This is a genomic window from Candidatus Methylomirabilota bacterium (assembly GCA_035764725.1).
Classification (GTDB): Bacteria; Methylomirabilota; Methylomirabilia; order Rokubacteriales; family CSP1-6; genus DASRWT01.
The window spans coordinates 69056-89571 of sequence record DASTYT010000057.1; the positions used below are offsets into that span (position 1 = coordinate 69056).

The 20516-nt window shown below is 71.5% G+C and carries 21 protein-coding genes; 1 reads left to right on the forward strand and 20 read right to left on the reverse strand.

Annotated features, from left to right (window positions below; translation table 11 throughout):
- Nucleotides 1-14: 14 nt before the first annotated feature.
- Entirely contained in the window at nt 15-1190 is a 1176-nt protein-coding gene (locus tag VFX14_10725) for an acyl-CoA dehydrogenase family protein (protein HEU5190153.1), read from the forward strand.
- Between the two features lie 57 nt (nt 1191-1247).
- Here the strand turns inward: VFX14_10725 and VFX14_10730 are convergent, their stop codons facing one another.
- The 20 genes from VFX14_10730 to VFX14_10825 form a co-directional block, all read right to left on the reverse strand.
- Complete coding sequence (locus tag VFX14_10730) at nt 1248-2687, reverse strand: sigma-54 dependent transcriptional regulator (GenBank protein ID HEU5190154.1); 1440 nt, start codon at nt 2685-2687, stop codon at nt 1248-1250.
- Nucleotides 2684-3769: an ATP-binding protein gene (locus tag VFX14_10735; protein HEU5190155.1), complete on the reverse strand. Its 1086-nt coding sequence runs from the start codon at nt 3767-3769 to the stop codon at nt 2684-2686. The genes VFX14_10730 and VFX14_10735 overlap by 4 nt, the downstream gene beginning before the upstream one ends.
- A 4-nt stretch (nt 3770-3773) precedes the next feature.
- Nucleotides 3774-4775, reverse strand: coding sequence for a tRNA (adenosine(37)-N6)-threonylcarbamoyltransferase complex transferase subunit TsaD (gene tsaD, locus VFX14_10740; GenBank protein HEU5190156.1), 1002 nt, complete (start codon nt 4773-4775; stop codon nt 3774-3776).
- Nucleotides 4776-4798: 23 nt separating this feature from the next.
- Nucleotides 4799-5653, reverse strand: coding sequence for a divergent polysaccharide deacetylase family protein (locus VFX14_10745; protein HEU5190157.1), 855 nt, complete (start codon nt 5651-5653; stop codon nt 4799-4801).
- A gap of 11 nt (nt 5654-5664) precedes the next feature.
- Complete coding sequence (locus VFX14_10750) at nt 5665-6978, reverse strand: S41 family peptidase (GenBank protein ID HEU5190158.1); 1314 nt, start codon at nt 6976-6978, stop codon at nt 5665-5667.
- 5 nt (nt 6979-6983) lie between these two features.
- On the reverse strand, nt 6984-8207 hold the full coding sequence (locus VFX14_10755) for a peptidoglycan DD-metalloendopeptidase family protein (GenBank protein ID HEU5190159.1): 1224 nt from the start codon (nt 8205-8207) through the stop codon (nt 6984-6986).
- Complete coding sequence (locus tag VFX14_10760; protein HEU5190160.1) at nt 8204-9088, reverse strand: permease-like cell division protein FtsX; 885 nt, start codon at nt 9086-9088, stop codon at nt 8204-8206. Before VFX14_10760 ends, VFX14_10755 begins: the two co-directional genes overlap by 4 nt.
- Complete coding sequence (locus VFX14_10765) at nt 9089-9760, reverse strand: ATP-binding cassette domain-containing protein (GenBank protein HEU5190161.1); 672 nt, start codon at nt 9758-9760, stop codon at nt 9089-9091. It lies immediately after the preceding gene.
- Between the two features lie 27 nt (nt 9761-9787).
- The gene (gene gatB, locus VFX14_10770; protein HEU5190162.1) at nt 9788-11239 is read right to left on the reverse strand and encodes an Asp-tRNA(Asn)/Glu-tRNA(Gln) amidotransferase subunit GatB; all 1452 of its coding nucleotides are present in this window, start codon (nt 11237-11239) and stop codon (nt 9788-9790) included.
- The gene (gene gatA / locus VFX14_10775; GenBank protein HEU5190163.1) at nt 11236-12693 is read right to left on the reverse strand and encodes an Asp-tRNA(Asn)/Glu-tRNA(Gln) amidotransferase subunit GatA; all 1458 of its coding nucleotides are present in this window, start codon (nt 12691-12693) and stop codon (nt 11236-11238) included. Before gatA ends, gatB begins: the two co-directional genes overlap by 4 nt.
- On the reverse strand, nt 12694-12993 hold the full coding sequence (gatC, locus tag VFX14_10780; protein ID HEU5190164.1) for an Asp-tRNA(Asn)/Glu-tRNA(Gln) amidotransferase subunit GatC: 300 nt from the start codon (nt 12991-12993) through the stop codon (nt 12694-12696).
- A gap of 1 nt (nt 12994) precedes the next feature.
- On the reverse strand, nt 12995-15175 hold the full coding sequence (locus VFX14_10785; GenBank protein HEU5190165.1) for a UvrD-helicase domain-containing protein: 2181 nt from the start codon (nt 15173-15175) through the stop codon (nt 12995-12997).
- Between the two features lie 63 nt (nt 15176-15238).
- On the reverse strand, nt 15239-15799 hold the full coding sequence (locus VFX14_10790) for a Spy/CpxP family protein refolding chaperone (GenBank protein HEU5190166.1): 561 nt from the start codon (nt 15797-15799) through the stop codon (nt 15239-15241).
- Between the two features lie 11 nt (nt 15800-15810).
- Nucleotides 15811-15960 (reverse strand): hypothetical protein, encoded by a 150-nt coding sequence (locus VFX14_10795; GenBank protein ID HEU5190167.1) that lies wholly within the window; start codon nt 15958-15960, stop codon nt 15811-15813.
- Between the two features lie 3 nt (nt 15961-15963).
- On the reverse strand, nt 15964-16245 hold the full coding sequence (locus VFX14_10800) for a DUF3303 family protein (protein HEU5190168.1): 282 nt from the start codon (nt 16243-16245) through the stop codon (nt 15964-15966).
- 48 nt (nt 16246-16293) lie between these two features.
- Nucleotides 16294-17466 carry a patatin-like phospholipase family protein gene (locus VFX14_10805; protein HEU5190169.1) on the reverse strand — a complete coding sequence of 391 codons (1173 nt, stop codon included), beginning with the start codon at nt 17464-17466 and terminating at the stop codon, nt 16294-16296.
- On the reverse strand, nt 17466-18329 hold the full coding sequence (locus tag VFX14_10810; GenBank protein ID HEU5190170.1) for an alpha/beta hydrolase: 864 nt from the start codon (nt 18327-18329) through the stop codon (nt 17466-17468). The genes VFX14_10805 and VFX14_10810 overlap by 1 nt, the downstream gene beginning before the upstream one ends.
- A 13-nt stretch (nt 18330-18342) precedes the next feature.
- Nucleotides 18343-19047 (reverse strand): ankyrin repeat domain-containing protein, encoded by a 705-nt coding sequence (locus VFX14_10815; protein HEU5190171.1) that lies wholly within the window; start codon nt 19045-19047, stop codon nt 18343-18345.
- On the reverse strand, nt 19044-19637 hold the full coding sequence (locus tag VFX14_10820; GenBank protein ID HEU5190172.1) for a carboxymuconolactone decarboxylase family protein: 594 nt from the start codon (nt 19635-19637) through the stop codon (nt 19044-19046). Before VFX14_10820 ends, VFX14_10815 begins: the two co-directional genes overlap by 4 nt.
- On the reverse strand, nt 19634-20359 hold the full coding sequence (locus VFX14_10825; protein ID HEU5190173.1) for a twin-arginine translocation pathway signal protein: 726 nt from the start codon (nt 20357-20359) through the stop codon (nt 19634-19636). Before VFX14_10825 ends, VFX14_10820 begins: the two co-directional genes overlap by 4 nt.
- Nucleotides 20360-20516: the final 157 nt, after the last annotated feature.

Sequence of the window (20516 nt, forward strand, 5' to 3'; positions counted from 1 at the left end):
GCGGCCGCGCGGCGATGGACTTCGCCGACTCCCCCGCGGAGGCCGGGTTCCGGGCCGAGCTGCGCGCCTGGCTCGCCGCGCATCTGCCGGAGCACCGCGCGACGTATCCGCCGTCGGACGACGAGCTCACCCTGCATCCGGACAAGTCGTTCGACGCCTGCCGCGCCTGGCACCGACGGATGCACGAGGGCGGCTGGGTGGGCCTTCGCTGGCCGCGGGAGTACGGGGGGCGCGGGGCGACCCTGACCGAGCAGCTCATCTTCGCCGAGGAGCTGATCGCGGCGGGGGCCCCGCCGGGCGTCAACACCATCGGGCTCGGCATGGTCGCGCCCGCCATCATGGTGCATGGCACGCCGGAGCAGAAGGCGCGCTGGCTCCGTCCCATCCTCGCCGCCGACGAGATCTGGTGCCAGGGCTTCTCCGAGCCCAACGCGGGGAGCGACCTCGCCAACGTCTCGACGCGCGCGGTTCTCGACGGCGACCACTTCGTCATCACCGGCCAGAAGGTGTGGACCTCCAACGCCCACCGCTCCGACTACTGCATCCTGCTCGCGCGAAGCGACCCCGGCTCGACACGTCACAAGGGGCTCTCCTGCCTCCTGGTCGACATGCACGCGACCGGCATCACGATCCGGCCGCTCCGCCAGCTCACCGGCGACTCCGAGTTCAACGAGGTGTTCTTCGACGGCGCCCGCGTGGCCGCCTCCCGCCTGCTGGGCACGCTCCACCGGGGCTGGGACGTCGCGGTGACCATCCTGATGTACGAGCGGCAATCGATCGGCGGGATGGTGAACCTCCACCTGTTCATCGATCGCGTGCTCGACCTCGCGCGTCGGCAGGGCGCGGGCGATCCCGTGCTGCGCCAGCGCCTCGCCGAGCTGGTGATCGCGGGGCGCGCCCTGCGGCTGACGAACCTCCGCTACGTGACGCGCGAGCTGGCGGGGATTCCGGTGGGCGCGGAGGGCTCGGTGCTCAAGCTCACCTTCACCGACGCCTACAAGCAGATGGCGGAGGTCGCGGCGTCCATTTTGGGCCCCTACTCCCAGCTCTGGGGCGGCGACGGCCGGGCGCCGGAGGACGGGCGATGGGCGTTCCAGACCCTCTTCGCCCACCGCTTCGGCATCGCCGGCGGCACCGACCAGATTCAGAGGAACATCATCGGCGACCGCCTGCTCGGACTCCCCCGCTAGCGCGGCGCGACTCGGGACCGCTCCCTCAACTACCGTAGGGTGCCCGCGGCAGGACGGCTAGGCGGCATCCGGGTCGATGCCGTAGTCCTTGAGCTTCTTGCGCAGCGTGTTGCGGTTGATGCCGAGGAGCTGCGCGGCGCGGACCTGATTGCCCTTGGTCTCGCGCATGACGGCGCGGAGCAGCGGCTTCTCCATCAGCCCTACCATGAGGGCGTGGAGGTTTGCGGAGGCGTGGCCACGCATGCCGCGCACGCACTCGTGCATCTTCCGCTCGATGATCTCCTCGAGTGTCGAGTCAGGGGCGACGCCGGCCGCCGCCGACACGGGGCCGATCGGCAGGTGCTCGGGGAGCACCACCCCCGACCCCGCCATCACCATCGCGCGCTGGATGACGTTCTCCAGCTCGCGCACGTTGCCCGGCCAATCGTAGCCGACCATGCGATCCATGGCCTCGGGCGCGATGATGCGCTCGCCCAGGGACTGCGCGTACTTGGCGAGGAAATGCTCGATGAGGAGGGGGATGTCCTGCCGGCGCTCGCGGAGGGCGGGCAACGAGAGCGACACGACGTTGAGGCGGTAGAAGAGGTCCTCCCGGAAGCGGCCCTCCTTCATCATGCCCTCGAGATCTCGGTGAGTGGCCGCCAGCACGCGGACGTCCATGCGGATCAGCTCGTGGCCGCCCACGCGCTCGAAGGCCCGCTCCTGGAGCGCGCGCAGCAGCTTCACCTGCAGCTCCGGCGGCATGTCACCGATCTCGTCGAAGAAGACGCTACCGCCGTGGGCCAGCTCGAGCTTGCCGAGCCGCCGCTCCTTGGCGTCGGTGAACGCGCCCTTCTCGTGGCCGAACAGCTCGGATTCCAGCAGAGTGCCGGGAATGGCCGCCGCCGAGATGCCCACGAAGGGCCGGCCCGCGCGCCGGCTGTAGTGGTGGAGAGCCCGCGCCACCACTTCCTTGCCGGTGCCCGACTCTCCGCGGAGCAGCACGCTCACGTCGCTGGCGGCGACGCGCCCGATGGTCTTGTACACCTCCTGCATGGTGGGGTGGCGGCCCACGAGGGCGCCGAACTCCCACACCTCCCGGAGCCCGCTCTTGAGCGAGGCGACCTCCTGGGTGAGGCGGCGCGCGGACAGCGCCCGCTCGGCGAGCAGGAGGGCCTCGTCCAGGTCGAACGGCTTGGCGAGGTAGTCGTAGGCGCCCTGCTGCATCGCGGCCACCGCCGTCTCCATCGTGCCGTGCGCAGTCATGATGACGATCAGGGCGTCGGGCCGGCGCGCGCGGAGCTGGCCGAGGAGCGTCAGGCCGTCGATGCCGGGCATCCGCACGTCGAGGAGCACGAGGTCGAAGGCCTGGCTCTCCGTCTCGCGCAGCGCCGCGGTGCCGTCCTTCACCGCGGTGACGGTGTAGCCGGCCCCCCGGAAGCCCTTCTCGAGCACCCAGCGGAGCCCGTCCTCGTCGTCCGCGATCAGGATGTGCCCGTGGGCCACGCGCTCGCTCATCGGGCGATGGGAACGAAGCAGGTCACGGCGGTGCCGCGGCCGGGCTCGCTCGAGATCTGGATGGCGCCCCGGTGCTCCTCGAGGATCCGGTGGCAGAGGGCGAGTCCCAGCCCGAGGCCGCGCTCCTTGGTGGTGAAGAACGGCGTGAAGAGCTTGGCGCGCGCCGCCTCGGGAATTCCCTCGCCCTCGTCCACCACCTGCACCTCGGCCATGCTGCGCTGGCCCGCCCCGAGATCGACCTTGGCGAAGAGCGGATTCATGCTCAGCCGGGTGATGAGCGTCAGCTTGCCGCCCCGGGGCATGGCCTCGATGGCGTTGCGCACGAGGTTGTGGATGACCTGCAGCATCCGGTCCTCGTCGGCGAGGATGGGCGGCAGGCTGGGATCGTAGCGGCGGTGGATCTGCACGCCGCGCTCGCTCGCCATCTCCTCCGAGAGCAGGGCGACCCGCTCGAGGAGCTGATGGATGTTGAGGGGCACCGGGCGCAGCGACACCGGACGCCCGAGGTCGAGCAGCATCTCGAGGATGCGATTCACGCGCCCGACCTCGTTGAGCAGCACCTCGGTGTACTCGCCCCAATGCGCCTCGTCGCCCAGCTCGCGCTTGAGGAGCTGCACGGCGCCGCGGATGGCGCCGAGCGGGTTCCGGATCTCGTGGGCCAGCCCCACCGCCACGCGCCCCACCGCGGCCAGCGTCTCGCCGCGCCGCACCTCGGCCTCGAGCTGACGGAGCCGCGAGATGTCGCGCACCACCGCCACCGCCGCCGTGACGGCGCCGCCACGCCCGGCCAGGGGCGCCGTCATCACGCTCACGTGCACCGGCCGGCCGTCGGCGCTCTCGACGACGGCCTCCGACTCCGACCGGCTCTCCCCGGTGGCGAGGGTATCGGCGAGATGCCGGGCCAGCGAGGTCTCCGGCGGGAACACCTCCTTGAGCGTCCTGCCGGTCACGCGGCGCGCCGAGCGCCCGAGCAGCGCCTCGGCGGCGGGATTCCACAGCACGATGCGGAGCTCGGCGTCCACGCCGACCACCGCGTCGGGCAGCCCCGCCACCAGCGCCTCGTAGTCGAGCCGGGCCGTCATGGGGTCAGGCGAGCAGCAGGTCCGGGACGGCGTTCATGGTGAGGGACGCGCGCTCCCCTACGACGAGGCGATCGTGGCCGGCCGCCGCGATCATGGCGGCATTGTCGGTGCAGAGCTGCCGCGAGGGCACGTAGAGCTCCCAGCCGCGCTCGCGACATTCCGCGTGGAACGCATCCCGAAGCGCGCCGTTGGCCGCGACCCCGCCGGTGAGGAGGAGGCGCCGGGTGCCGGTGCGGAGCGCCGCCGCCGCCGTCTTGCGCACGAGCATCTTCACCACCGTGGCCTGGAACGAGGCGGCCACGTCCGCCACCTGAGGCTCGCGGAGTGGCCCCTGCCGCTTCACGTGGAGCGACACCTGGGTCTTGATCCCGCTGAACGAGAAGTCGGGCGCGCCGTCGCTCATCCGCGCGTGCGAGAACGAGACGGCCTTGGGATCCCCGCCACGGGCCACGCGCTCGATGATGGGCCCACCGGGATAGCCGAGCCCGAGCAGCTTCGCCACCTTGTCGAAGGCCTCGCCGGCCGCGTCGTCACGCGTCTGGCCGATGCGCTCGTACTGCCGCGGCGCCCGCGCGAGGTAGAGCGCGGTGTGGCCGCCCGAGACGACCAGGGCGAGGAACGGATACTCCGGCGCCGGGTCCTGGAGGAAGGCCGCATAGATGTGGCCCTCCAGGTGATTCACGCCGACCAGCGGCACCTGGTGCACGTACGCGAGCGACTTGGCCACCGAGCAGCCGATGAGCAGCGAGCCCACCAGCCCCGGCCCCTGGGTCACCGCGATGCCCTCGACCTCCTCGAGACGCACGCTGGCCTGCGACAGCGCGCCGCGCACCACCGGCAGGATGTCCTCGAGATGCCGGCGCGAGGCCAGCTCGGGCACCACGCCGCCATACGGCCCGTGCACCTTGTCCTGCGACGCCACCACCTGCCCCAGCACCTTGCGGCCGCCATCCAGCACGGCGGCCGCCGTCTCGTCGCAGGACGTCTCGATCCCCAGCACCAGCATCGGTCGCGCCCGCCCTCTCGTCGCTATCGGGTCAGCTGCGAGACGGGCACCACGCGGATACCCGCCGTCTCCCACTTCGGCACGTACTCCTTGAGGAGCCGCAGCGTCAGGGGATGGCCGTGCGCGAGCACGACCGCCTCACCGCGCTCCGCAGCCAGACGCCCCGCCTCCTCCAGGCGCTCGCGCTCGCCCGCTTCGCCGCCGGCGGGATCCACCACGACCTGCCGGCGCCCCACGCGCAGGCCCAGCGCCCGCGCCTCGTCGAAGGCCACCGAATGATTGCTCGTGAGCGCGTCCACGAACAAGAGCCGCCGCTCGGCCAAGGGCTCCAGCGCCGCGCGCATCCGCACGCGATCCTCGGTCATGCGCGAGCCCATGTGATTGGTGGCGCCGATTGCGGAGGGCAGCGCGACGAGATGCGCGGACACGCGCTGCGAGAGCTCCGCGGAGGACATCGCCATCATGAGCGCGCCCGGCCCGGGATCCAGCTCGGGGTAGCGGTACGGCTCCATGGGCAGGGCCACCAGCACCTCCAGGCCGACCCGCGATGCCTCGGCCGCGATCCACGCCGAGAGCGGCAGATCCGGGAGCACGCCGACCGCGACCGGCCGGCCCAGCTCGCGGACGAGATCGAACACGTCGCGCCGGCTCCCGAGGTCATCGACGATGATGGCCAGGCGAGGGGCGCCATCCGTGACGGGCGGGGCCGGCGGCAGTGTCGGCGCCGTCCGGATCGGCCGCGCCTCGGCGGCGGGCCGTCCGGGATTCCAGAAGAGGCTGGCCAGTCCGTGCCGCGCTTGCCACTGATCCAGCGCGACCACGGCGATCAATAGCGCTGCGATGATGCCGGCCAGAGCCTTCCACACTCCGGCCGGCATCCCGCCGCGTCCTATCGAGCTTGAGCCTGCGACCCCGCCGGCGGACGCGACCGGTCCAGGATGCGCATCGCCTTGAGCAGGTCGAGCGCGCGCTGCAGCTGCGGATCGCGCTTCAGCTCATCGGCCGGCTTGGTCTCCACCGAGGGCTGCCCCGGCTTGTGCTGGGGCGGTTGCGGCTGCTGGGGCGCCGGGGATGTCCCGCCCTCGGGAGCGGCAGCCGCCGCGGTGGTCTTCGGGCCATCGACGATGATGTCGGGGGTGATGCCCTTGCCGTGAATCGACCGGCCCTTCGGCGTGTAGTACTTGGCGGTGGTCAGCCGGAGCCCGGAGCCGTCCGACAGCGGGATGATGGTCTGCACCGAGCCCTTGCCGAAGCTCTGGGTGCCGAGCACGATGCCGCGCCCCCAGTCCTGCAGCGCGCCCGCCACGATCTCGGACGCGGAGGCGCTGCCCTGGTTGACGAGGATCACGATCGGGAAGTCCGTGTACACGCGCCGCGCGTTGGCCTGGAAGCGCATGTTCTGCGCGCGCACGCGGCCCTCGGTATAGACGACGAGCTTGCCGGCGTCGAGGAACTTCTCCGACACCTCCACCGCGGAGGTGAGGAGGCCGCCGGGATTGTTGCGGAGATCGAGGACCAGGCCCTGGACCTTGCCGCCCTTGGAGAACTTGTCGAGCGCGGCCTCCATGTCCTGGGCGGTCTGCTCCTGGAACTGGCGCAGGCGGATGTACTCGATGCCGGTCTCGAGCTCCTGCGACTTCACCGACTGCACGCGGATCTGCTCGCGGGTGATGTCGAAGTCCTTGGGCTCGGTCCAGCCTTCACGCACGACGCTGATGGTGATCTTGGACCCGGGCTTGCCGCGCATGCGCTTTACCGCGTCAGTGAGCTGCATGTCCTTGGTGGAGATGCCTTCGATCTTCACGATGCGGTCGCCGGGCTGGATGCCCGCGCGATAGGCGGGGGTGCCTTCGATGGGCGCCACCACAGTGAGGATGTCGTCGCGGAGCGTGATCTCGATGCCGAGCCCCCCGAAGCTGCCGGAGGTCTCCACCTGCATCTCGCGGTACATCTCGGGATCGAGGAAGGAAGAGTGGGGATCGAGGCCGCGGAGCGTGCCCTTGATCGCGTTGTAGATGATGTCCTTCGGCGGGACCTCGTCCACGTACTGGCTCTGGACGATCGAGAGCACCTCGGTGAAGAGCCGCAGGTTCTCGTAGGTCGCCGAGGTATCCTGGCTCTTGCTGGCGACCCCCCCGCCCAGGGAGAGGGTCAGCACCAGAAGCAGAGCCGACACGACCGCCACCTTCTTCACGCTTTTCATTCGGACTATCCTTTCGGTCTCAGCCACTGAGCGGGGTCCTGCGGCTTGCCCTGGTGCCGGACCTCGAAGTAGAGGCGCGGTCCCTGCAGCGAGCCGGTGTCGCCCACCGTGCCGATGCTCTGCCCTTGCTTGACGTCATCACCCTCGTTGACCTTGATGTCGGCGGCGTGTGCATAAAGGGTGTAGTACTCGCCGCCGTGATCCACGATGATCAGGTTTCCGTATCCCCGGAACCAGCCTGTGTACACCACATGGCCGGGGTACACGGCCTTGATGTCCGTTCCCTCGGCCACCTCGATGTCGATCCCGTTCCGGAACGTCTTCGTTCCGAATCGGGGATGCACCTGCGCCCCGTACTCCGCGACCACCTTGCCCTCGGCGGGCCACGCCAGCCGCCCCCGCACACTCGCCAGCCCGGGGCCGCTCGATTCGCGCGGCGTCGCTCCCGGTCGTGACGGCGATGGCGAGGGCCGTGCCACCGCCGCCCGCTGCTTCATCTGAAGGTCGCGGATGAATGCTTCGAGACGCCGCGTGGCGTCCGAGAGCTCACCGACGAGCCGCTCGTGGGATGCGCGCTCGTCTCGCACCTTGGCCAGGAGGGCCCGCCGCTTAGCGGCCTCCTGATCGGCCTCCGCCCGCTCCTCCTCGGCCTGGCTCCTGAGCGAGGCCAGCTCGACGCGGCGGGCCTCGACACGCACTTTTCGGTCGGCCAAACCCTCTGAAGTACTACGATACTCTCGAATCGAGCGGGCGTCTACCGTCGCCAGCGTCGTCAGGTGCCGGAGCCGGATAGCCTGGGCCACCGGATCGTCCCCGGATAGGACCAGCGGCAGCACGCCGCCCTGCGACTGGAGCTTGTAGAGGAGGCGGAGCCGGCGCCCCAGCACCTCCTCCTGCCCGGCGCGCTGTACCTCGAGCCGGCCGATCTCACCCTGGAGTCCCGAGACATCGGCCTGGGCCTTCTTCACGCGAGTATCGAGCACGGCGACCTGGCGGCGCTTCACCCCGATCTGCTTCTCGGTCTCCTCGAGCTCGGCCAAAATCGACGCCTCCCGCTTCTTGGCCTGGGCGACCTTGGCCCGCTCCTCCTTGAGCTGCCGCTGCTTCTGCTGGAGCGTGCGCTCACTGTCCCCGAGATCCGGGCCCTCGCGCTTGGCGTGCCCCTGGGCCCCGGCCAGGCCCGCCGCGAAGACAACGGCGAGGAGGCCGGGAAGGATCCGCGCGATCACGAGTAGGCCCGCCCCTTGGCGAGGAGGCCGCCGAAGGCGCCGAGCATGGCCCCGCCCGCCAGGAGCAGGGCCATCTGCGCGGGGGAGAGGAAGACGGAGCGGGCGAGCCCGAGGGTGAGGGTGAGCAGCGGCTCGAGCCGCGGCGCGAACACCGCGTGCGCGGCCACGAGCGCCGCGAGTGCGAGGGCGGCGCCCAGCAGCCCCTGGGTCATCCCCTGCAACAGGAGCGGCAGCCGGATCACCGCCTCGGTGGCGCCGACCAGCCGCATGATCTCCATCTCGTCGCGTCGCGCGTGGAGCACGAGCGTGGTGGCGGTGGTGACGGTGAGGATGGCGGCCAGCGCCAGCACCGCGCCCACGCCGAGGCCGGTCAGCTGGAAGAGCCGCTGCCACTGCGCGAGGCTCTCCACCCATTCCGCCCCGCCCTGCACCTCGTCCACCTCGTTCATCGCGGACAAACGCTGCACGAGCTCGCGGGTGCCGTCCGGCGTGGCCGCCTCGGGCGTCGGCGTCACCTCGAGGGAGGCGGGCAAGGGATTCCGGGGCAGCTGATCGACCACGCTGGCCTGGGCGCCCAGGGAGCGCTTGAGCGAGGACAGGGCCTCCGCCCGCGAGACGAAGCGCACACGCTGCACGCCGTCGAGCGCCTGGACACGCGCGAGCAGATCGTCCACCCCGGCGCCCCGTGGCTCCTCGCGGAGATACGCGACGACCCGCACCCGCTCGCGCCACTGCTCCACGGCGCGGCCGAGATTCAGCGAGAGGAGCCAGAAGCAGCCGAGTGCGGCCAGCGAGAGCGTGATCAGGAGGATGGCGGAGAGGCCGACCCGCCCGGCGCGGCGGAGATCGCGCGCCGCCTCGCCCGCCAGAAATCCCAGCATCTACCCCTCGTCCTTGAGGAGGCGGCCCTGCCGCATGGTGAGGGTGCGGCGCTTGAGCTGCTCGGCGAGGGCGGCCTGATGCGTGGCGAGCAGCACGGTGGTGCCGCGCTGCCAGATGTCCTCGATCACGTCGAGGATCTCGTCCGCCATCTCCTCGTCCAGGTTGCCGGTGGGCTCGTCGGCGAGGAGCAGCTGTGGCGACTTCGCGATGGCGCGCGCGAGGGAGGCGCGCTGCGCCTCGCCCTGCGAGAGCTGGGCCGGATAGGCCTGGGCGCGGGCGGACAGCCCCACCGCCTTGAGCGCGGTGAACGCGCGCGGCGTGACCTCCTTGCGCGGCGTCCCGATCACCCGCAGGACGAAGGCGATGTTCTCGAACACGGTGCGGCCGGCGAGGAGCTTGGCGTCCTGGAAGACGATGCCGATCGAGCGGCGGAGCCGCGGGATGCGGCGACGGCTGAGCGCGGGCACGTCGAAGCCGGCCACCTCGACGTCGCCTTCGGTGGGGACCTCGTCGCGATACAGGAGCCGGAGGAGCGTGGTCTTGCCCGCGCCGCTCGGCCCGTTGAGGACGACGAACTCGCCCTTGTCGATGCCGAACGTGATGTCGGCGAGGGCCGTGTGCTTGGCGGGGCCGGCGCCAAAGGTCTTTCCCACGTGGTGGAGCCTGATCATGGCCTGCCGACCATTCTACGTAAGCTTCTATACTTTCGGAAGTTTCTCCCCCAAAAGTTGGTTCACCACCGCCGGATTCGCCTTGCCCTGCGTGGATTTCATCACCTGACCCACCAGGAAGCCCAGCGCGGCCTTCTTGCCGTTCCGCCAGTCCTCCACGACCTTGGCGTGCTGGGCCAGCACCTGGTCCACCACTCCGGCCAGGGTGTCGGTGTCGGCCACCTGGGTGAGCCCCTCCCGGCCGACGATGGCCCGGGCATCCTCGCCCGACCGGAACATCTTTTCGAACACGTCCTTGGCAATTTTCCCGCTGATGGTCCCGTCGTCGATGAGCGCCAGGAGCCCGGCCAGGCGGGACGGCGTGATGGGGCATGCGGCGACCGCGGCGTCGTCGTCCCCGGGCAGCTCCCGGAGCAGCTCGTTCAGCACCCAGTTGGCGACAGCCTTGGGCTTGCCCGACTCGCGCGCCGCGGCCTCGAAGTAGTCGGCCAGGCCCCGCCCCTGGCCGAGGAGCTCCGCCTCATGGGGCGACAGGCCGTAAGCCTGGACGAAGCGGACACGCTTGGCTGCGGGCAGCTCGGGCAGGTCGCCGCGGAGGCGCTCGACCTCGGTCGCGGCCAGGTCCAGGGGCGGCAGGTCGGGCTCGGGGAAGTAGCGATAGTCGTGCGCGAACTCCTTGGAGCGCATGGCCACCGTGCGCCCGCGCTCCGGATCCCAAAGCCGCGTCTCCTGGGTCAGCCGCTCCCCCACGTCCAGCGCCTGCGCCTGCCGCTTCACCTCGTACTCGAGGGCATGCTGGACGTGGCGGAACGAGTTGAGATTCTTGATCTCGACCTTGGTGCCCAAAACGTCGGAGCCTGCTATCCGAAGAGACACGTTGGCGTCGCAGCGGAGCGAGCCTTCCTCCATGTTGCCGTCGCAGACCCCGAGGTACACCACGATGGCGCGGAGGGCGCGGAGGTAGGCGCCGGCCTCCTCGGGCGACCGGAGGTCCGGCTTCGACACGATCTCCATCAGCGGCACCCCGGCCCTGTTGTAGTCCACGTGGCTGGCGCGCGCGGTGGCGAACTCGCCCTCGTGGACGAGCTTGCCCACGTCCTCCTCGAGGTGCAGGCGCTGGATCCCGATCACGCGCGGGGCGCCGCCCGCCGCCACCTCGAGCGTCCCATGCTCCGCCAGCGGCTCCTCGTACTGGCTGATCTGGTAGTTCTTCGGCATGTCCGGATAGAAGTAGTGCTTGCGCGCGAACCGGTTCTGCAGATTCACCGTGCAGCCGAGCGCGAGCGCGGTGCGGATGCCGAACTCGATCGCCCGCTTGTTGATGACGGGCAGGCTGCCGGGATTGCCCTGGCACACCGGGCAGGTCTGCGTGTTGGGCGCGGCGCCGAACCCGGTCGAGCAGCCGCAGAACATCTTGGTGCGCGTGCGCAGCTGCGCGTGCACCTCGAGCCCGATGACCGTCTCGTAGGGGCCGCTCATGACAGCGCGGGCTTCCGGGCGTGCCAGTCCGTCGCCCGCTCGTAGGCGTGGGCGACGCGTAGCACCGTGGCCTCGTCGTACGCCTTGCCGATGACCTGGAGCCCGATGGGCAGCCCTGCCAGCGTGAACCCGGCGGGCAACGAGACCCCGGGCAGGCCGGCCAGGCTCGTGGGGATCGTGAAGACGTCGTTGAGGTACATCTGCAGCGGGTCTTCCTTCTCGCCGATCTTGAACGCGACGCCCGGGGTGGTGGGCGCCACGATCGCATCCACCGTCTGGAACGCGGTCTGGAAATCGCGCGCGACCAGGGTGCGGACGCGCAGGGCCTGGCCGTAGTACGCGTCGTAGTAGCCGGCGGACAGCGCGTAGGTGCCGAGCATGATCCGGCGCTTGACCTCGCGCCCGAACCCCGCCGCGCGCGTGCGGCTCTCCATCTCGATCACGTCGCGGGCGCCGGGCAGGCGCAGCCCGTACTTCACGCCGTCGTAGCGGGCGAGGTTCGACGAGGCCTCCGCCGGGCCGATCAGGTAGTACGCGGCGAGCCCGTATTCGGTGTGGGGCAGCGAGACCTCCTCGGTCTTCGCCCCCAGCCCGCGCAGCACGTCCACCGCGGCCCGCACCGCGCGCTCCACCTCGGGGTCCATCCCGTCGATGAAGTACTCGCGCGGGATGCCGATGCGCAGGCCGGCGACCCCGCCCGCGAGCGCCGCGCGGTAGTCGGGCACCGGCACCACCGCCGCCGTCGAATCCATGGGATCGGCGCCCGCGATCACCCGCAGCACCAGCGCGGCGTCGGCCACCGTCTTCGTGAACGGGCCGATCTGGTCCAGCGACGAGGCGAACGCCACGAGCCCGTAGCGCGACACGCGCCCGTAGGTCGGCTTGAGCCCAACGTTGCCGCAGAAGGCCGCGGGTTGGCGAATGGATCCGCCGGTGTCGGTGCCGAAGGTGGCGGCGGCGAGATCGGCAGCGACCGCGGCCGCCGAGCCGCCCGAGGAGCCGCCCGGCACGCGGCCGAGATCCCAGGGATTGCGCGTGGTGAAGAACGCGGAATTCTCGGTGGACGAGCCCATGGCGAACTCGTCCATGTTGAGCTTGCCGAGGAGCACCGTGCCGGCCTCCTGCAGCCGCCGCACCACGGTGGCGTCATAGGGCGGCACGAACCTCTCAAGGATCTTCGACCCGCAGGCGGTGCGGATGCCCCGCGTGCAGAGCACGTCCTTGAGCGCGATGGGCACGCCGTCGAGGGAGCCACGGGGCGCGCCCGCTTCGAAGCGCGCGTCGGCCTCGGCGGCCTGGGCGAGGGCGACATCCGGCGTCACCGTCATGAAGGCGCGTACTTTCGGGTCGAGCGCCTCGATCCGCGCCAGGTAGTCGCGCGCGGCCGCGCTCGGCGTGGCGCTGCCGTCCCGGAAGCGGGCGCCGAGGGCCTCGATGCTGAGGGCGGCGAGCATCTATTCCTCGATGATGCGCGGCACGCGGAAGGTGTCGCCGTCGCGGTCGGGCGCGTTGGCCAGCATGTCGTCGAGCGGCGAGGACGGCACCGGCTCGTCCTCGCGCATCACGTTGCGGAGCGGGACCGCATGGGACGTGGGCTCAACGCCCGTGGTGTCGAGGGATCGCAGCTTGTCCATGTAGTCGAGGATCGCGCTCATCTCGGCGCGCATGCGCTCCAGCTCGTCGTCGGACAGGGCGAGCCGGGCCAGCCGCGCCACGTGGCGCACGTCCTCCGGGGAGATCCGCGGTTCCGCCACCTCAGATCTCCTCGAGGTGGGCGTACTGGAGGGAGAGGCGCTTGCGGCCCACGCTCGCGAAATGCACGGTGGCGATGATGTCCTCACCTTCACGCTGTATCCCTACCAGGAGGCCTTCCCCCCACCGGGCGTGGCGGAGCCGCGCGCCCACCTGGAAGGGCAGGCTCTCGTCGATCTCCGCGGGCGCGGGAGCGGCGGGCCGCGCGGGCGTGCGCGGTGTGCTCGCCCGGCCGTTGAGGAGCGCGATCTCCTCCTCGGGGATCTCCAGGAGGAAGCGCGAGGGCTCCCCCACCCCGTAGCCCTGGATGCGCCGGTGCATCGCGTACGAGAGGAACAGGCGGGTGCGCGCCCGCGTGAGCCCCACGTAGCAGAGGCGGCGCTCCTCCTCTACCTCCTCGGTATCGTTCATCGAGCGCGAGTGCGGGAACACCCCCTCCTCGAGCCCGGTGAGGAACACCATGGGGAACTCGAGGCCCTTGGCGGAGTGGAGCGTCATCATGGTCACGCCGGTCGTCGTCGGATCGAGCTCGTCGGTGTCCGCGATCAGCGAGATCGAGTCGAGGAAGGCGGGCAGGTCGGCGGACGAGCCCTCGGCCTCGCGCGCGGCCACGAACTCCTCGGAGGCCGCCACCAGCTCCTCCAGGTTCTCGAGTCGCGCGTCGGCCTCGGCGGTGCGCTCTGCCTTGAGCGCGTCGCGGTAGCCGGACTCCGCCAGCACCTCGTCGATCAGCGCGGGCAGGGTCATCGCGGCGCGCCGCTCGGTGAGGCGGGCGATGAGCCGGGCCATCTCCTCGAGGGCCCGGCGCGGCTTGGCCCCGATCTCCGGCGGGATCTCCGCGCACGCCCCGAGCAGCCCGATCCCGCGCCGGCGGGCCTCCGCGTCCAGGTGGTCGAGGCTGGTCTTGCCGATGCCGCGCGCGGGCGCCGCGATTGCCCGCCGAAATGCGATATCGTCGCGGCCATTGACGAGGAGGCGAAGGTAGGCCACCGCGTCCTTGACCTCGCGTCGCTCGTAGAAGCGCACGCCGCCCACGATCAGGTAGGGAATGCTCGCGCGGCGCAGCGCGTCCTCGAGGACGCGCGACTGCGCGTTGGTGCGGTAGAAAATGGCGGTGTCGCGGTAGTCCACGCCCTGGTCGCGCAGGGCGCGAATGGCGCGGGCGACGAAGGCCGCCTCCTCGTTCTCGTCCCACGCCCGGTACACCTGCGCGCGCTCGCCCTCCGCGTTCTCCGTCCAGAGGCGCTTGTCCTTGCGGGCGGTGTTGTTGCGGATCACCGCGGAGGCCATGCGGAGGATCTGCTTGGTCGAGCGGTAGTTCTGCTCGAGCGGCACCACCCGGCAGTCGGGGAAGTCCTTCTCGAAGTCGAGGATGTTACGGAGGTCGGCGCCCCGCCACCGGTACACGGACTGATCGGGATCGCCCACCACGCAGAGGTTCCGATGCACTTCGGTGAGCAGCGAGACCAGGCGGTACTGGGCGCGGTTGGCGTCCTGGTACTCGTCCACGAGCACGAACTTCCAGAGCCCGCGGTACCACTCGAGGGTGGCCGGCGAGGTCTCGAACAGGCGCACCGCCAGCAGCAGGAGATCGTCGAAGTCCACCGCCTGCGCGGCGCGGAGCCGCGCCTCGTACATGCGGTAGAGCGACGCCACGCGCTCCTCTCGGGGCGTCCGGGCCAGCCGCTCCGCCTCCTCCACCGAGATCATGTGATTCTTGGCGTGGCTGATCCGGTGCACTGCCGAGGCGGGCGTCAACTCGCGCTCGTCCATGTCCAGCTCGCGCATGGCCTCGCGCACGAGGGTGAGCCGGTCGTCCTCGTCGTAGATCACGAAGGCGTGGGGCAGACCGATGCGCGGGGCGTGCTCGCGCAGGATGCGCACGCAGACCGAGTGGAAGGTGGCGATGAGGGGCGGCCGGATGCCCAGGGGGAGGACGAGGTCCTCCACGCGGTGCCGCATCTCCTCCGCCGCCTTGTTCGTGAAGGTCACCGCGAGCACGTTGCGCGGGTGCACGCCCTCGACGGCGAGGAGGTACGCCACTCGGTGAGCGATGACCCGCGTCTTCCCGCTCCCCGCGCCCGCGAGGACGAGCACGGGCCCCTGAATGGAGGTCACCGCATCCCGCTGTGCGTCATTGAGTGGGGCGAGGATGGCGTCACGTACTGCGGCGGGCACCGGCATGGGAGCTAACGATAACACAGCGGCGATGGGCAGGAGTCCCGCCCGCGCGCGGTCAAGGCTCGATCAGTGGGAATGTCCCGGATGCGCCGGCGCCTGCGCCGGTGGCGTCGCGTCGTACCCCCGCAGCACCTCGTATTGCCGCCGCTGCGCCGGGGTCAGGACATCACGCTGTGCCAGGTGCGCGCGGAGATGCACCATCCGCAGGCGGCTCTCGAGCGCGCCCAGCTCGTCCAGGCGCCGCTCCAGCTCGAGCGCGGCCATGGTCCCCGCGGCGAAACGCCCGTCGAGGTCGCGCTCACGCGCCACGATCTCGGCGCCCAGCCGGCTGGCCTCCGTCTGCATCGCCTCGAAGATGCGCTCGGTCTCGGCGCGCTGCTCGGCGGAGAGGCCGAGCTGGTGGGCCAGCTCGAGCACGTGCCGCGGCCCCGGATAGCGGTTGAGCTCGGCCGCCTTCGCCAGCCCCATGCCGCGGCCGGCCAGAAGGTCCTGGATCTCCTCGGGCGACAGGGCCTTGATCGCGCGCGACTCCTGGCCCGCGTAGGGGGAAGCGGGCGGCGCGGCGCCGGCCTCGAACGCCGAGACCAGCACCAGGATCCAGCCGAGGACGAGAGCGTGCCAGCGCATGGGATCGCTCCTCAGTGCCGCTTGAAGTACTGGACGGCGCGCTCGTGCTTCTCCGCCGCCGCGCGCGTGGCGAACGTGCCGAGGTTCTTCCGCTTGCGCGTCTTCGGATCCTTCGTACGCGAGTAGAGGCGGTACTTTCCCGACGAGAGCTTCCGGATCATGGCTCAGAGCCTGGGCCCGACGCGTTCCATCGCTTCCCGCGACGTGATCACCGGATGCACCTCGAAGTCCGCGAGGTCGGTCCAGTTCTCCGCCCACGCGTCGAGGGCGGTGCGGCTCTCGGCCTCCATGAGCTGATAGCAGCGCGTGAGCTCCGGCGTCACCCAGCTCCCCACGTACTCCACCCCGGCCGGCAGCATCCGCCCCTTGTCGCGGAAGCGGCGGTAGATGGGCACCGCGTCGCCGTTCTTGAAGTGCTCGATCACCATGAAGAGCGTCTTTGCCATCGGAGCCCTCCTTCGTGAGGTACAGAGTATACGGGCGCGGGACGCGCATTACACACCCACCGCGGGATAGGGGAAGCCCGCGGGCCGCGCGATCGCAGGGTCCACGTGCCGGCGGAGGGCGGCATCACAGATCGCGTAGCCCCAGTTGATCAGGCGCTCCTGCTGCTCGGGCTCCATGCGGGCGAGCCGCGTGGGCAGGGCAGCCAGCGCAGACGTGCTAGCAGATGCACACGGCATGGCGGCGGCGAGACGGTAGTCGGCGATGTCGGAGCGGATGCCCCAGTAGGCGCCCTTGCGGTCGCCGCGCAGATACGCCGTGATGAGCTGACGCTTGCGCAGGCTCCGCACCTGGTTGTCGATGATCTCGAGGATGCGCACCACGTGGCGCGCCCAGTCGCGCTCCGGCTCCGGCTCCGGCTGCATCGCGCCCCCCGCGTCGCTCACGAGAATGGTGTCGTAGCGCTTCCACGCCGTCTCGAGCCCCAGATTGTCGTACACGCCCCCGTCCGACAGCACCACGTCGGTGGTGTAGGGCTCGCGCGCGAGATCGGCGCCCTTGACGGGCGGCGTCTCCCAGTCGCCCGCGCGCAGCTCGAGGTCCACCGGCGAGAGCACCGGAGGGAACGCGGACGACGCGGCCACCGCGCGCGCCAGCGGCAGCGTGGGATGCAGCACGCGGCCCACGCGATAGTCCGCCATGTAGGGCTTCGAGAAGCGCCACAGCACGCCGGTCTGGACATTGGTGGCGTTGAGGACGAAGCGCGGCGAATCCGGCAGCGCCTGGAGGGTGGCGTCCCCGAAGAGATGCTTCGTGTACGCGGACTCCACGCGGTCGGCGACGCTCACGCCGGGCAGGAGCACCCCGGTCACGATCGCGCCCGCGTCGATGGTGCGGCCGGCGAGGGCGCGCAGCGGCTCCACCACCTCCGCGCCGAAGCCGCGCGCGATGCCGGCCCCGTCGAAGGCCAGGCGCGCCCACTTGAGCCCGAGCACGCCGGCGGTGATCGAGCCCCCGGAGACGCTGGACACGCGCGCGAGCCGCGGGAGATAGCCCGCCTCGTTGAGCCGCCACAGCGCGCCCACGTGAAAGATCATCGCCCGGTAGCCCCCGCCGGAGAGGCAGAGGGCGATCCCGCGCTCCGGCGGCCCCGCCGCCTCGTCCCCCGCAATGGCGCGGACCGGCGAATCCGGCGCGGCCGGGCGATCCGGGGATGCGGGCATCAGACCCCGCCCGAAACGGGATGGGCGCGACCGAACTCGAGGATGCGCGCCACCACGCGCTCGGTGGCCTGCTCGGGCGGCATCACCGGCCAGAGCTCGGGTTGCGGCAAGAGCTCGCGGAGATAGTGAGCGCCCGACGTGGCGTGCGCCGGATCGTCGCCGGCGACGATGAGGGCGGGTACGCGCATCGCCATCAGCTCCTCGGGCTCCGCGCCCGGCGGCATGTCGCGATCGAAGAGCGCGCGCCCGCTGGCCGCAACCAGGCCGACGTAGCGGTCGAGGTCCTGGGCGGCGAACCGGTCGGCGAACGCGGGATCGCTCACGATCACCGACGCCCACGGCCCCGCCTCGGGGTCGGCCCAGAACGAGCGCCCCTCGTGCGCCCGCTTCACCACGCCGGCGAGGCCGTGCTCGCGGGCGAAGCGCGCGTGACGGGCGAAGCGATCGGCGCCGTTGAGCTTCCAGCGGTAGCCGCCCACCGGCCAGTGCAGCACCAGGGCGTGCGTCGCCTCGGGATGGCGTGCGGCGAACGCGGTCGCCACCGAGCAGCCCATGCAGCCGCCCATCACGAAGGCACGGTGGATCCCGAGATGGTCGAGGAGATGCCGCGCCTGATCCGCGTAGAGCGCCCACGAGAGCCGCTCCACGCGCCCGCCGGAGACCCCGGCCTCGCGGCGGTCGTAGACGACCACCGTGAAGGCGCGGGCGAGCGCGTCCAGCGCGTCCATTCCCTTCCACGCGGTGCCCGACCGCCACTTGTCCATCGAGGCATCGAAGCCCCCGGGGGCGAGCATGAGCAGCGCCGGTCCGGATCCTCGCGTCACGTACTCCACCTTGAGCCCGTCGATCGTCGCCGTGGCCATGCCGTCGCCGTGTCTAGGTCGCGCCGCTCGTCCGCGCGCCCGCTTGGCGGAGCAGCCGCGCCATGGTGTCGTAGCCGCGCGCCTCCGCGAGCGCGAGCGGCGTCCGCCCCTCGCGGTCGGCGAGGTTCACGCTGGCGCCCGCCTCGACCAGCGCGCGCAGGGTATCGGTATGGCGCGCGCCGCCGTCGCCCAGCACGATGGACTCGATCAGCGCGGTCCATCCGAGATTGTTCACGTGGTCGAGCGGCGCGCCGGCGCGGATCAGCGTGCGCACGACCTCCACGTGGCCGAGATGGGCGGCGGCGATGAGCGCCGTGCCGTCGTAGCGGCTGGTGACGTTGCGGGGGCTGCTGCCGATGCCGAGGGCGACCTCGAGGGTCGGCACGTCACCGGCGACCGCGGCGATGGTGACAATATCGTACCGGTCGGCGTCGAGCGCGTTGGGATCGGCCCCGACCGTGGCCAGCGCGCGCATAGCCGCGTGGTGGCCGCGGTGGGCGGCGACGTGGAGCGGCGTGCGCCCGCGGGCATCGCGCGCGTCGGGACGCTGGCCATCCGCCACGAGGGCGGGGATGCGGCCTGCGTCGCCGCTCGCCGCCGCCGCGAAGAGCCCCCTGTAGCCGGCGACTTCCGACGGAGAGGGCGCGACCTGCGCGGCGGCGGGATCGAAGGCGAGCGCGAGCAGCACGAGGCCGACCAGCCGGGCGCGGCCGCTCATTCGGGGGGAAATGGAGCCGCGTAGCGCTCGGGCGGGAGCCGCAGGCCGTTCGAGAAGAACGACACCGTGTGGTAGAAGCCGACCAGCGCGATCAGCTCCAGGATCTGCTCCACGCTGAACGCCGCCGCCAGGGCCTGCCAGAGCCCGTCCGAGATCCTCGCGGTGTCGTGCAGCTCGTCGACGAGCCGCACGAGCAGCCGCTCCTCGTCGGTCCACGCGGGATCCTCGCCGCCGCCCCGCACCGTGGCGCGCACCTGCTCGGGCGTGAGGCCCACCCGCTCCGCGAAGAAGGCCACATGCACGCCCCACTCGTAGGCGCAGCCGCAGCGCGCGCAGGTCCGGTCGATGACGATCTCGCGGTGGCGCAGCGAGACGGGCCCGCGATCCAGCAGGCCGCCCGCGCGGAACTTCTCGTAGACACGGGGCACGCGGGCCAGCGTCGTGAAGAGGGCGAGCGGCGGCACGCCCGGCGGCATGATCTTGTCGAACACCGCCCGGAGGTCGGGGGGAAACGGCGGCGCGACGGGCGCGACGCGGGGGGCGGGCTCGGGCGTGCGGGACTCGGGGCGCGGTGTCGCCGGAGCGCTCATGCCCCGTCGAGCGCCATCGTGAACGTGCCGGCGTAGCCGCCGTCGCGCGGCGCCAGCGCCAGCGTGAGCTCGCGCCCGCCGCGACGGTAGAGCCCGTCCTCGGCGTTCCGGATGCCGCGGCGCCCGCGCGCGCTGTACGGCGGCCCCGCGAGCACGCGGTCGGTGAGGGCGTCGTCGAAGTAGAGCTGCGAGGTGAACTCGTAGCCCGGACGCTGGCCCTGGGGCGAGCGCACCTTGAAGTGGATGTGCACGGTGCGGCCTTGATACGCGCCGGGATACACGGTGAGGAAGCGGACCCGGCCCTCCCCATCGGTGAGCTGATAGCCGCGGAGGAACTTGCGCCCCACCGTGCTCCCCCCGGGATCGCTGACGTCGGAGTAGACGCCGAGGTGGTCGGAGTGCCACACGTCAACGCGCGCGCCGGCGAGCGGAGCGCAGCCCGCGCGGCCGAGCCGGGCGATGAGGAGCGTCAGCTCGAGCGGGGTACCGGGCTTGACCGAGCCGTCCGACGGATCGACGCGGATGTCGGAGCGATTGAGCGCCTCCTCGACGAAGTACGGACCCTCCGTCTGCGCGGGACGGGCGACGCATCCCGCGGCGGGCGCTGCGCTCTGCCCGCGCGCCGGGCCGGACGTCAGGAGCGAGACACCGGCCGCGCCCAGCAGCGCGAGCGCCTCGCGCCGCGACACCACGTGCCCCCTGGCGACATCGTCGGCGCGCATCCGGGCATCCACCCGCCCAAGCATACCTCAGCCCTCGCGATCAGAGCGCGCCGCGCATCCTGACCTCGGGGACCCGCGCGCCGCCGATCTCGAGCATCCGGGTCCGGTCCGGGGCGGCGCCGAAGCCCACCGTCTCGTAGAAGCGGCGCGCGGGGTG

What these genes read in the sequence shown, in the direction of transcription:
- VFX14_10805 (HEU5190169.1), bottom strand. Translation starts at nt 17,466, where the DNA reads ATGCCCGCATCCCCGGATCGCCCGGCCGCGCCGGATTCGCCGGTCCGC.
- VFX14_10725 (HEU5190153.1), top strand. Translation starts at nt 15, where the DNA reads ATGGACTTCGCCGACTCCCCCGCGGAGGCCGGGTTCCGGGCCGAGCTG.
- VFX14_10730 (HEU5190154.1), bottom strand. Translation starts at nt 2,687, where the DNA reads ATGAGCGAGCGCGTGGCCCACGGGCACATCCTGATCGCGGACGACGAG.
- gatB (HEU5190162.1), bottom strand. Translation starts at nt 11,239, where the DNA reads ATGAGCGGCCCCTACGAGACGGTCATCGGGCTCGAGGTGCACGCGCAG.
- VFX14_10800 (HEU5190168.1), bottom strand. Translation starts at nt 16,245, where the DNA reads ATGGCAAAGACGCTCTTCATGGTGATCGAGCACTTCAAGAACGGCGAC.
- VFX14_10820 (HEU5190172.1), bottom strand. Translation starts at nt 19,637, where the DNA reads ATGAGCGCTCCGGCGACACCGCGCCCCGAGTCCCGCACGCCCGAGCCC.
- gatA (HEU5190163.1), bottom strand. Translation starts at nt 12,693, where the DNA reads ATGCTCGCCGCCCTCAGCATCGAGGCCCTCGGCGCCCGCTTCCGGGAC.
- VFX14_10815 (HEU5190171.1), bottom strand. Translation starts at nt 19,047, where the DNA reads ATGAGCGGCCGCGCCCGGCTGGTCGGCCTCGTGCTGCTCGCGCTCGCC.
- VFX14_10790 (HEU5190166.1), bottom strand. Translation starts at nt 15,799, where the DNA reads ATGCGCTGGCACGCTCTCGTCCTCGGCTGGATCCTGGTGCTGGTCTCG.
- VFX14_10825 (HEU5190173.1), bottom strand. Translation starts at nt 20,359, where the DNA reads ATGCGCGCCGACGATGTCGCCAGGGGGCACGTGGTGTCGCGGCGCGAG.
- VFX14_10735 (HEU5190155.1), bottom strand. Translation starts at nt 3,769, where the DNA reads ATGACGGCCCGGCTCGACTACGAGGCGCTGGTGGCGGGGCTGCCCGAC.
- VFX14_10765 (HEU5190161.1), bottom strand. Translation starts at nt 9,760, where the DNA reads ATGATCAGGCTCCACCACGTGGGAAAGACCTTTGGCGCCGGCCCCGCC.
- tsaD (HEU5190156.1), bottom strand. Translation starts at nt 4,775, where the DNA reads ATGCTGGTGCTGGGGATCGAGACGTCCTGCGACGAGACGGCGGCCGCC.
- VFX14_10745 (HEU5190157.1), bottom strand. Translation starts at nt 5,653, where the DNA reads ATGCCGGCCGGAGTGTGGAAGGCTCTGGCCGGCATCATCGCAGCGCTA.
- VFX14_10785 (HEU5190165.1), bottom strand. Translation starts at nt 15,175, where the DNA reads ATGCCGGTGCCCGCCGCAGTACGTGACGCCATCCTCGCCCCACTCAAT.
- VFX14_10810 (HEU5190170.1), bottom strand. Translation starts at nt 18,329, where the DNA reads ATGGCCACGGCGACGATCGACGGGCTCAAGGTGGAGTACGTGACGCGA.
- VFX14_10760 (HEU5190160.1), bottom strand. Translation starts at nt 9,088, where the DNA reads ATGCTGGGATTTCTGGCGGGCGAGGCGGCGCGCGATCTCCGCCGCGCC.
- VFX14_10750 (HEU5190158.1), bottom strand. Translation starts at nt 6,978, where the DNA reads ATGAAAAGCGTGAAGAAGGTGGCGGTCGTGTCGGCTCTGCTTCTGGTG.
- VFX14_10795 (HEU5190167.1), bottom strand. Translation starts at nt 15,960, where the DNA reads ATGATCCGGAAGCTCTCGTCGGGAAAGTACCGCCTCTACTCGCGTACG.